Annotated in this window: 10 protein-coding genes; 3 read left to right on the top strand and 7 right to left on the bottom strand. The window is 36.2% G+C overall.

The features are described from left to right. Positions 1 to 117: 117 nt before the first annotated feature. The 4 genes from O0931_RS05330 to O0931_RS05315 all read right to left on the bottom strand — a co-directional run bounded on the left by O0931_RS05330 (position 118) and on the right by O0931_RS05315 (position 6,115). Positions 118 to 732: a hypothetical protein gene (locus O0931_RS05330; RefSeq protein ID WP_269414515.1), complete on the bottom strand. Its 615-nt coding sequence runs from the start codon at positions 730 to 732 to the stop codon at positions 118 to 120. A gap of 70 nt (positions 733 to 802) precedes the next feature. After that, positions 803 to 2,146, bottom strand: a complete 1,344-nt coding sequence (locus O0931_RS05325) for a dihydrolipoamide acetyltransferase family protein (protein WP_269414514.1) — start codon at positions 2,144 to 2,146, stop codon at positions 803 to 805. A 47-nt stretch (positions 2,147 to 2,193) separates the two neighbouring features. Continuing rightward, positions 2,194 to 3,447 (bottom strand): competence/damage-inducible protein A, encoded by a 1,254-nt coding sequence (locus tag O0931_RS05320; RefSeq protein ID WP_269414513.1) that lies wholly within the window; start codon positions 3,445 to 3,447, stop codon positions 2,194 to 2,196. Between the two features lies 1 nt (position 3,448). Next, positions 3,449 to 6,115, bottom strand: coding sequence for a putative LPS assembly protein LptD (locus tag O0931_RS05315; RefSeq protein WP_269414512.1), 2,667 nt, complete (start codon positions 6,113 to 6,115; stop codon positions 3,449 to 3,451). Positions 6,116 to 6,144: 29 nt separating this feature from the next. Between O0931_RS05315 and O0931_RS05310 the strand changes: the two genes are divergently transcribed. The 3 genes from O0931_RS05310 (at position 6,145) to O0931_RS05300 (ending at position 8,972) form a co-directional block, all read left to right on the top strand. After that, positions 6,145 to 7,053, top strand: a complete 909-nt coding sequence (locus O0931_RS05310; RefSeq protein WP_269414511.1) for an N-acetylmuramoyl-L-alanine amidase family protein — start codon at positions 6,145 to 6,147, stop codon at positions 7,051 to 7,053. A 9-nt stretch (positions 7,054 to 7,062) separates the two neighbouring features. Beyond that, entirely contained in the window at positions 7,063 to 7,845 is a 783-nt protein-coding gene (locus O0931_RS05305) for an N-acetylmuramoyl-L-alanine amidase family protein (protein ID WP_269414510.1), read from the top strand. A gap of 173 nt (positions 7,846 to 8,018) precedes the next feature. Then, positions 8,019 to 8,972, top strand: coding sequence for an MlaD family protein (locus O0931_RS05300; protein ID WP_269414509.1), 954 nt, complete (start codon positions 8,019 to 8,021; stop codon positions 8,970 to 8,972). Between the two features lie 231 nt (positions 8,973 to 9,203). On the opposite strand, the gene O0931_RS05295 is transcribed toward O0931_RS05300, so the two are convergent. From O0931_RS05295 to O0931_RS05285, 3 genes are all read right to left on the bottom strand, one after another. Further along, the gene (locus tag O0931_RS05295) at positions 9,204 to 10,109 is read right to left on the bottom strand and encodes a ribonuclease Z (RefSeq protein ID WP_269414508.1); all 906 of its coding nucleotides are present in this window, start codon (positions 10,107 to 10,109) and stop codon (positions 9,204 to 9,206) included. Positions 10,110 to 10,177: 68 nt separating this feature from the next. Next, positions 10,178 to 10,555, bottom strand: coding sequence for an STAS domain-containing protein (locus O0931_RS05290; protein ID WP_269414507.1), 378 nt, complete (start codon positions 10,553 to 10,555; stop codon positions 10,178 to 10,180). 35 nt (positions 10,556 to 10,590) lie between these two features. Further along, positions 10,591 to 11,535: a phosphoribosylaminoimidazolesuccinocarboxamide synthase gene (locus O0931_RS05285; protein WP_269414506.1), complete on the bottom strand. Its 945-nt coding sequence runs from the start codon at positions 11,533 to 11,535 to the stop codon at positions 10,591 to 10,593. Between the last annotated feature and the right edge of the window lie 88 nt (positions 11,536 to 11,623).

The following is an 11,623-nucleotide window of genomic DNA, read 5'->3' as shown; positions in this document are numbered from 1 at the left end:
TTTTATAATCGATAACTCCTTAGTCCTGTGATAGGCAGGCTTCACGCCAATGCAAAAGCTACGGCTCAGTTCGCAAAGATGAAAACTTCATCGTAACTGCAATGGAAGGTTCCTGAATTAAGCGCTAACCGCCAATTCCTGATTTAATGCCCCTACCCAATTATCAAATAATGCTTTTTCGATTTTAATAACTTCAGCAGCATGGTTTTCCCAATCATCAGAGAAGCCAATTAATTGATTAATCATTTCTTCAAGATGTCCTTCTTCTTCCAGAATAATTGATTTTACATTAACCTTACTTTTAGCTTCATCTAAAATAGCCTGATAAACCGGATAAAGCTCATCAGCACGAACTTCAATAGCATAAGTCACAAATAGATAAGCCGCGAATTTTAATTCATAACCTGAAAGATTAAAATTGGCTTTTAAGTATCGGCAAACCGCTATATCTAAAGCATGCAAATAGTACTTTGTGTAATGTGGCGACAGTAATTCTCCATTTGTATAGGTTTTACATAACTCATCACTCAGCTTTGAAATTTGTTTTTTCAAATAATAAGCATGCCGATGTTCTTCTGCAGCATGTTTAAGAATAATAAGATTAACGTGCTCCTTATGTTCTGAAGCTGAAATCTTTTTAGCACCTGCATTTTCCATATAAGACAATGTATTTAACCACTTGGCATGCAATACATTATCGGTAACTATCGACTTTAAAATTGAATCTAACATTAATGATTGTTAAACTGTTTTATTATTAAATTGTTGGCTTTGATAATTGAAAACTGTGATTAAAAACCAACTAAATCTCTCTGTTCAAATCCCAGTTTTCTAAATAATCAGCTACACGACGAACGAACATCCCTCCCAACGAACCATCTACAACCCTATGATCGTAAGATAGTGAGAGGAACATCATATGACGAATGGCAATCACATCGCCATGTTCAGTTTCCAAAACTGCCGGTTTCTTCTTTATTGCGCCTACAGCCAAAATTGCAACCTGTGGCTGATTGATAATAGGTGTTCCCATTACATTACCAAAAGAACCGACATTGGTTAAAGTAAAAGTTCCACCCTGAGTTTCATCTGGCTTAAGTTTAGATACTCTTGCCCTGGCCGCTAAATCATTAACCGCTTTCGTTAAACCAACCAAATTCAGCTGATCTGCATTTTTAATAACCGGAACAATTAAGTTTCCACTTGGCAGGGCCGCTGCCATACCAATATTAATATCACGTTTTTTAATAATCTGTGTTCCGTTAACGGAAACGTTAATCATTGGGAAATCTTTAATTGCTTTTGCAACAGCTTCAACAAAAATTGGTGTAAAAGTAATTTTTTCATTTTCACGCTTCTCAAAACTATTTTTTACTTTATTACGCCATAAAACCATATTGGTTACATCAGCCTCAACAAAAGAAGTTACATGTGGAGAAGTTGTTTTACTCATCACCATATGGTCGGCGATAAGTTTACGCATTCTATCCATTTCAATAATTTCATCACCACCAGAAACGGATGTTGTAGCTGTTTTACTCGCAACCGGCGCCGACGTTGATGTCGTTTTAGGTTCTGTAACTGGTTGAACCGGAGCAGTTAATGGCGTTTGCGTCGCAACTGGTTGTCCACCATTTTTACCTGAAATATAATTTAATAAATCATCTTTATTTAAACGTCCATCCGATCCTGAACCTTTAATGGCATCTAATTCTTCGATTGAAATATTTTCTTGTGAAGCAATGCTTTTTACTAAGGGAGAATAAAAACGTTCTGACGAAGCAAAATCTGACTGAGTTGCAGCTTTTTCTACAGGAAGTTGTTCTAAACCGGGAATAATTTCTGGTTTTTCTTCAATTATCGGATTAGGAGCACCAGCTTCTTCAGTTTTTACATTATCGCCATCCCCCGTTTCAATAATGGCAATTACATCGCCAACCTGGGCAACTTCATCTGCTGCAAATAATTGTTTTACCAGTTTACCCGCAACAGGAGAAGGGACTTCAGAGTCAACCTTATCAGTAGCGATTTCTAAAACGGTATCGTCTAGATCAATAGCGTCTCCAACCTGTTTTACCCATTTAATTACGGTTGCTTCGGCAACACTTTCACCCATTTTTGGTAACAATAGTTCGTATTGAGCCATATTAAATTACAGTATTATATATTGGTAAGGCGACAAAAATACAGTTTTTATTCTTTGTGTAAGTCTTCTTTAAGTAGATTTAATAACATCACTAATGCAGATGAAGCTGAACGCTCTATGTTTTGAATGCGTTTGTTGCTGAAATTAAACACTTTAGCTAAAGTTTTATTTTTTGATGAAATTGCTATCCAAACCGTTCCGACAGGTTTGTCTTCAGTACCGCCATCTGGTCCGGCAATTCCGCTTACTGCAATTGAATAGTCTGTTTTAAAGTGCTTAATGGCACCTTCAGCCATTTCGATAACCGTTTCTTTGCTTACCGCACCAAATTTAGTTAATGTACCTTCTTGTACACCTAAAATAGATTCTTTCAGTTCGTAAGCGTAAGCTACTGCTCCACCCCAATATACAGATGAACAGCCCGGATGTTGCGTAATTAAATGTGCGATATATCCGCCGGTGCAACTTTCTGCTGTAGATAGCGTTAAACCTTCATTTTTCATAATATCCAGAATGGCTTTCTCCACTTGAACATCCTCATCAACCACAACAAACTTTTTAATCTTCGCTATAATTTTTTGTGCAAAATTTTCTACCTCTGTTTTTAGCAGACTTTCGTTTTCGCCTTTGGCGGACAAACGCAAACGGACCTGACCAAGTTTAGGCAAATAAGCCAATTTGATGTAAGCAGGCAAACTATCTTCAATTTCTTCCAGCTCTTTGGCCAGAAATGATTCTCCGATATTTGCGGTAAGAATTGTTTTATGAACAATTGACGGCAATTTAAATCTAGACTTGATTCTTGGCAGAATTTCGTCATCCATCAAATACATCATCTCGTAAGGAACACCCGGCATGGAAACAAAAATCTTCTTATTTTGCTCAAACCACATGCAAGGTGCTGTCCCGTTTTTGTTTATAATGACTTCACAACCTTCAGGTACATCAGCCTGTTGCATATTAATATCAATCAGCGGACGTTTATATTTTTCAAAAATCTGACGAACCATATCCAAAGCGCCTTCATCTCTTCGAAATCCCATATTGAAATATTTCGCAAGGGTTTTCTTGGTAATATCGTCTTTTGTCGGACCTAATCCGCCGGTTATCAAAATGATATCAGCACGTTGCTCTGCTTCCGCAAGTGCATTTAAAATGTGTTGTTCATCATCAGAAACTGAACTAATTTGCTTAACAGAAACCCCTATTAAATTTAACTGACGAGCCATCCAGGCGGAGTTGGTGTCAACAATCTGACCAATGAGTATCTCATCGCCAATGGTTATAATTTCGGCTAACATATTAATATCCTGTACTGTAAAATCCTTGTCTTTTACTTAATTTTAAATCTTGCAATATCGATGCCTTAACTTTAATGGTAACAGAATAACTTTTGTATGCACCATAAGGAATCCAGTTCACACTCATATCCCAGCAATGCAGGTCGCGATAAATTGCTATTGTCATTGGCGTTAAACCCTGGTTCTTAAAGTCGTAACCCGAATTAAAAGTAAACTTCCATTTTGGTGTCAGGTTAAAATCACCGTTAAAGTTCAGCGTATTGGTAACGGTACTTACCCCTAAATTGTTTGTATAATCGAACCGGTAAGAAAATGCAAAATTCCAGGGAATATTAAAATCAACAAATGCATTTGGATCACGATTTACCGCATTCAACTGTTCAGATTGTAATGGCGTCATTCCCTGTTGCTCAATTTGCCCTTTCGTTTTATCATAAGCCTCATTTTTTTTCTTGAGTGCATCTGCATTAAAATTGTAGTCGAAAGAGAAACCAATGCTTTGCAGCCGTGGGAAAAATTTCCCCCCCTGCCAGAAATACCGAGTGTCTTCCAATTTTTGAACAAAAACTTTTCCATTCAGTGAATCGCGTAGCAGATATGGATTAAATGTTCCGTTATAGGTAATCCCTAATTTATCTGTGAACTGAGAACGACCACTAAAGCTGATATCAGATAACTTCCTTCTTGTAGCTAAAAAATTATATGAACCACTAAAACTTAAACCCTGTATAATCGGAATTTTCTTTTCGCCTGTACCCGTTGTATCTTTCTTTGAACGTACTTTTAGTTCGGTTGTATTATCTAAAGTGAAACCAATTGCAGCTTGCTTGCCCGAAAATGAACCTGGGAAAGCACTTTGCTCGAAGATGGAATATTTTAATAAGTTGCCAGAACCATCACGCAAATTTACAATGTTGCCATTTGCATCTTTTGCTTCCGCTATCTTGTAAATTCCTTTTGATGGATCTGTAAAATCAGGCGAATAGGTAAAACTAACACTTGGTGTCATCACATGACGTAGCTGTTTGATGTTGCCAAGATTTTTGAATTCCTTTGTTTTACCATAAACTTTGGTCGACATACTTGTTGAAAGGTTATAACTTCCACCACGTTTAAAGCCGCTAATCGTATCAATGCGTGAAGTGTATGAACCATCTGTAAAAGTTGTAAATCGTTTATTGATGGTTTGAAAATTCCAAACTTCGTTATAGGTACCGCCCATACTAAAGGTTAAATATTTTAACAAAGTAAAGTTCATTCCAATTGGAATAGTATGGCTAAAACCTGTTTGCAATTTCCTTAATCCGGCAGGTTTAAATAAAATACTGTCAACTGTGTTGATGTTGTTGTTTCCTTGTAAACTATAGCCAACCGTAATTTTCTGATACCATTTTTGTTCGCCCGTTCTGTTTTTGGTATCGAAAGGGCTGATTGTAGACATGTTCAGGTTTAATGTTGGTAACTGTAAAGCAATAGTTCCTGCACTAAAATCCTGGGTAGCACTTAGCGCAGTACTGAAATTGAATAATCCACCTCCTAAAACTTTTGAATAAGCAATACTACTGTTGGAGCTATTTTGGGCAATAGCACGTTGATCATATGTAGCATTCGCAGCCGTTGCTTTATAATAAGAACTGGAACTTAAATTAACACTTGCCGTAAATGTGGAGCCCGGACTTGCATTCGGATTTTGACTATGATTCCAACCGATTCTAAAATTTTTACCTACATCTTCTAAACCCTGAATACCATTTCTAGTGCTTGCATAATTAATGTTTATACCGCCATTAAATTTATAGCGCTTCGTATAATTACTTTGCAAAGAGGTTTCGTAAGAACCATTAGTATAAATTGTACCTAAAAATTTTGCGTCCCAATAATCGTTCAGACCCAAATAATAACCAAAATTCTGAAGAAAAAAACCTCTTGTCGCATCTTCGCCAGGTGTTGGCAACATAACACCTGATGTCCGTTTATTCTGTTTCGGGAAAAATGCGAAAGGCAAAGCAAAGGGTGTCGAAACATCTTCAATCTTCATATAAACAGGACCTGTAATGATTGTTTTTTCAGTAGCAATACCTTTACTAATCATTAAACCAAAATGCGGATGCGGCAAATTACAGGTGCTGTACATCATATTTTTAATGTGTACCTCATCATCGGCTTGTTTTTTACTTTGTCCGCCAGAGAAAAATCCACCTTCCTGTTCTGAAAAAACGCCAAAAACTTTTGCTCTTGTAGTAGCAGAATTATAATACAGGGAATCGGCCATAGCAGTACCTTCAGCACCCGACTTAAAAATCGGTTTACCGACATACCGCTTGGTTTTCGGGTCGATTCTTCCACTGGCAAAAATTATATTGTTCTTTTGGTCGTATCTGATATAATCTGCATCTAATTCAAAATCACCATATATAACACGAGCATTTCCATACATGTATATAATATTTCCGGCTTTGTTCATTCTAATAGAATCCCTCGCTTTGTATTCAACTTTTTTGTCAAGGCTGCTATTATTTTTTGTATTTAATTTAGAAGTATCCTTCTTTGTGGTGTCTTGCTGAATTACCTGCTGCAATGAATATGCAGAAAATGCGTTAGCTTTACTAACGTTTAGTGTTAATAAAATGACAGAAAATAGTAAAATAGAGTTGCTGAGAAGTTTCAAATTCGTATTTGAATGTTATTTTTGCACAAATGTTTAATCAAAAACGTTCAAAATTAGTGAAAAATATACCATTGATGTATCTTAAAAAACTTTTGACCATTATTATTTGTTTAACGCTCTTAAATGCAACTGATAATCAGCTGTTTGCGCAAGAATATAAAATTAAAACAATTGTTATAGATGCCGGTCACGGCGGTAAGGATGGTGCTACACATGGTGTTTATTCTAAAGAAAAAGATGTTGCATTAAAAACGGCATTAAATCTTGGCCAGGCTTTGCAAGACAGTATCAAGGATATTAAAATAATTTATACCAGGCAAACTGATGTTTTTATTCCGTTATACGAGCGGATAAACATCGCCAATAATGCAAAAGCAGATCTTTTTATTTCTATCCACTTAAACGATATGCCGGTTCGCGTATCGAGAGTAGTAGATTATTATAAAAAAGTTAAAGGCAGAAGAGTGCCGGTTTACAGAACAATTACTTCTAAAAGTACGTCTACAAGAGGCACAGAAACTTTTGTATCAGGTACAAGCCGTTTAAGTGATCAGGATGAGGTGATCAAAAGGGAAAATGCATCTATGTTTTTAGAAGATAATTATCAAAAAAACTACGAAGGTTTTATTGCCAATTCGCCCGAAAACGATATTATGCTTTCGATTATGAAGCAAACCAATCGCGATAGAAGCCTTAAATTTGCATCGATGCTTCAACAAGAATACATAAGTGCAGGAAGGATTAACAGAGGGGTACAAGAAAAAAGTCTGGCCGTTTTGGCAAGAGCGTCTATGCCTGCAGTGCTTACCGAAATTGGCTTTGTAAGTAATCCTGAAGAAGAAGATTATATGAATTCACCTGAAGGTCAGAATGAAATTGTTAGCGGTATTGTCAGGGCCGTAAAAAATTATAAACGTTTAGCAGAAACTTCGTTTTAAATGGCCGTAATGAATTTTAAGCATTCCACCGTAATACTTTTTCTTCTTTTGGCATTAACTTATACCCAAAATACTTTAGCCCAGGGTTATAAAATTAAAACAATTGTTATCGACGCCGGGCATGGCGGAAGAAAACCCGGCGCTTCCGGAGATTTTTCCACTGAAAAAGATATTTCCTTAAAAGTTGCGTTAAAACTTGGCGCCAGAATAAAACAAGATCTTCCTGACATTAAGGTAATCTACACGAGAACAAAAGATGTTGATGTAGATTTATACAAAAGAGCAGAAATCGCTAACGACGCGAATGCGGATTTATTTATATCTGTTCACTGCAATTCGATGCCTCCGGGCAATAAACATATTAAAGGTGTGGAAACCCTGGTTGCAGGTTCTCATCGTTTAAAAGAACAGGATGCCGCAATTCGGGAAAATGCAGATATTAAATTAGAGAAAAATTATAAGGCAAAATATGAAGGTTATGATCCAAATGACCCGACATCATTTATACTTTTATCGTTATTAAAAAATGCCTTTCGCGATAAAAGCATTAAGTTTGCAAAATTGATTCAAAACAGTTACATCAGCAGAGATGAGCGTTTAAGCAGAGGCGTAAAAGAACAGGGTGTTCTCGTGCTGCAAAGATGTGGCATGCCGGCAGTTTTAACGGAGGTTGGTTTCATTTCAAATAAGGCGGAAGAAAAATATATAAACTCCGAAAAAGGACAAGATGAAATTGCCGAATCGATATTAACAGCAATTAAAACGTATAAAAAAAATATAGAAGTTAAATAATTGGCATTATAAATGATAATTAATTTAACTAAAAAAATAATATATCAAACAAAAATCCTGATGATAGATTTGTGTAATAACAGTTACATATTTAACATCAATAAATCAAAAATAGCGCTCGAGCAGGTAATAATGATTAATTTTAGCGCCTGTAGCCATTAAATAAAACACTCATGAAGATTAGGAATGAAACCAAAGTAGGTATTTTAGCCGCATTTGCCATAGCTTTATTAATTATCGGATACAACTTTTTAAAAGGTAACTCTATCTTTTCAAGCGAAACCAAACTATTTGCCAGGTACACCAGGGTTGACGGTCTGACAGTATCAAAACCGGTCTTAATTAACGGTTATCAGATTGGACGTGTGGCAGCATTACAACTGGAGCCCGGAGGAACTATCCTGGCCACCTTAAGCATCAATAGTAAATACGACATTCCTGAAAATAGTATAGCCCGTTTAGAAGGTACGGATCTTTTAGGAAGTAAAGCAATTGTGATGTCGCTGGGCAATTCAAAAAAAATGGCTGAAGACGGCTTTCTGTTAAATGCCAATGTAGAGAAAGGTTTAATGGAGCAGGTTGAACCTGTTCAAAAGAAAGCGGAATTGATAATTGGTAAAATGGATTCAATCTTGAGCAGTGTTAATTCTATTTTAAATCCTAATTTTCAGAAAAATGTTGACAGGAGTTTTAACAGCATTGCCGGTACATTGGCATCATTAGAAACCACTTCAAAAAAAGTAGATGGTTTGGTTGGTTCTGAAAGTGCCCGTATTGAAGCAATATTTAAAAATGTAGAAGGAATTACGGCTAACTTAAATAACAATAACAAGAAAATCAGCGATATTTTAACGAATATCAATACGGTTACTGATAAGTTTGCTGCTGCTAATTTTAAACAAACTTTAGATAATGCAAATAATGCTATTGCCGACTTACAAAGCGTAATTTCAGGGATTAAAGATGGGAAAGGGAGTTTAGGCTTATTATTGAATGATGATAAGATGTATCAAAACTTAAACAATGCTTCAAAAAACCTTGATGAATTGATGATAGATTTAAAGGCTAATCCTAAACGTTATGTTCACTTCTCTGTATTTGGAGGTGGAAATAAAAAAGATAAGTAATAATTATTTTTTATAAAAACCGAAAGCTTTGCAATTTAAATTGCGAGGCTTTTTTTTGCAATCAATTCCTGACATGGAAAATGAGAGATGTAAAATGTATGATGGATGCCTCGGATAGTTCGGCTGGTAGAAACTCAGCAAAAGGCGCCCACAAAATGCAGATTATATTAACGTTTAATCTGTACCCATCTCTGCGGCTATTCTCTGTGTACTTTGTGGTTAAATAAAAAACTAAAGCTGAAAAGTCCTTCCTTCAACCGCTAATTCTGTATTCTCAAAAACAGATTGTGTTTCTTCCAAAAGCATCTGAAGCGTTTTATAACGAGATGAAAAATGACCTATTAATAATTTCTTTACACCATTAATTTTAGCGACCTCTCCTGCCTGTAATGCCGTTGTATGATGGGTTTCATTTGCCCGGTCTAAAAGTTCATGCATAAAGGTTGCCTCGTGATAAAGCGTGTTACAATCTTTAATTGCTGGGAAATATTTCTCATCGTACATGGTATCCGAGCAGTAAGCATAGCACCTGGGCGGTTCTGCCGGCGTTGTGTAATCTTCACTTTTTAAAATTTTCCCGTCAGGCAATTCTACATCAATTCCTTTTTTCAGGGCTGTGTAATAAGCCATAGGAATTTCATCTGCTTTATCTTTAATCAGCTTGCGTTGCCTTTGTTTCTGATAAAAAATAAAACCGGTTGTCGGAATTCTGTGATTCAAAACAATTGTTTTAACAATCAAATCCTGATTCTCGAAAATCTGACGGGGTTCATCAGCTTCGATCGGAAAAAACTCTATAGGATATCTTAAAATAGTATCAGAATATTTAAACTGAATTTCAAGTATTTCCAGAAGTGGCTTCGGGCCAAAAATTTGCATGGGTTTAATTCGTCCGTTTAAATGTAAACTTGACAACAAGCCAATTAAGCCAAAATAGTGGTCGCCATGCAAATGACTGATAAAAATATAATCGATTCGGGCAGCTTTAAGGTTATATTTTGTAAATTGTTGTTGCGTACCTTCGCCGCAGTCTATAAGATAATATTTTTCGTTACAATTTAAGAGCTGTGCCGATGGGTTCCTGTTAAAAACAGGTGTTGCCGAACTGCTTCCTAAAATTGTAACTTCAAATTTCATAGTGTTTAGATATAAAAAGCCCCGTAGATTTTTAAAAAACTACGAGGCCAGAATTTATTTAAATGTGTTTATTTATCGCCTCTGAACTCTTTTTCCAATTCATCCATAAAGATGAAATCGGTTGCTTCCGCTAATGTATTAACAAACGTTACAGATTGAAATATGTTTGACAATTCTATTATCGGAGCGATTTCATCATTAATTCCGGTTACAATAAATAAACCACCCGCCGACTTGCACAGCCTGTCGCCAACTAATAAGCAACTTAAATCTTGTGCATCCTTACATTCTTTAACATGGCTTAAATCAACAATTATGTTTTTAAAGCCTTCTGCATTAAGCAGGTATAATTCAGATTTTAAACCTGGTGCGTTATCATTTGTAAACCTTGGCTCTTTAAGCTTCAGCGTTACATATTTATCGTGTTTATCTACTGAAAATTTCATCTCTTCTAATCTTTATTTTACTAATGTATAAAATTTTAAAGGGTTTCCAAAGCCTTTAAAACATTGCTTTCTATGCGGCTCGAAATCGCATCAGCATCAGCTTTTATAAATGTCTCACCCACAATTTGTTCATATAGTTCGATATAACGTTCAGATATTGAGCTCACGATTTCAGGAGTCATTTCCGGAATTACCTGACCATCCTTACCTTGAAAACCATTTTCGATTAGCCATTTTCTTACAAATTCTTTCGAAAGTTGCTTTTGTGGTTCATCTGCATTCTGGCGTTCTTCATAGCCATCAGCATAGAAATAACGCGAAGAATCGGGTGTGTGGATTTCATCAATTAGGTAAATAACCCCATCGGCTTTACCGAATTCGTATTTGGTATCAACCAGGATTAATCCGCTTTTTGCCGCGATTTCAGTTCCCCGTTGATATAAGGCGTAAGTATATTCTTCTAATTTTTCGTAATCAGTTAAAGAAACGATTCCTTTGGTTAAAATAGCCTCCCTGGAAATGTCTTCATCATGCCCAACAGATGCTTTCGTTGTTGGTGTAATAATTGGTTGAGGTAATTTATCGTTCTCCTTTAATCCATCTGGCAAGGAAACGCCACAAACAGAACGTTTGCCTGCACTATACTCACGCCAGGCATGTCCGGCTAAATAACCTCTAATAACCATTTCAACTTTAAAGGGTTCGCAAATACGGCCGATTGTAACCATCGGATCCGGAACAGCTAAAACCCAGTTCGGAACGATATCCTGCGTAGCAGCTAAAAACTTAGCAGCAATCTGGTTTAAAACCTGACCTTTAAAAGGAATGGCTTCAGGCAAAACAACATCGAATGCGGAAATGCGGTCTGACACCACCATTACCATAAATGTATCGGAAATGGTGTACACATCGCGTACTTTACCTTTATAGAAATTGCTCTGATTTGGGAAATTAAAATGGGTTTCTTTTAATGCTTTCATGAGGGGATAAAAATAAATAAAAAAGTCGGAAAGTCCGAGGTCGGATGACAGAAGTCAGAAGATAATATATGTAAAATGAAAAACCTCG

This window comes from Pedobacter rhodius (assembly GCF_027213645.1).
Taxonomy (GTDB): Bacteria; Bacteroidota; Bacteroidia; order Sphingobacteriales; family Sphingobacteriaceae; genus Pedobacter; species Pedobacter rhodius.
This window is presented reverse-complemented; position numbering and strand designations above follow the sequence as displayed.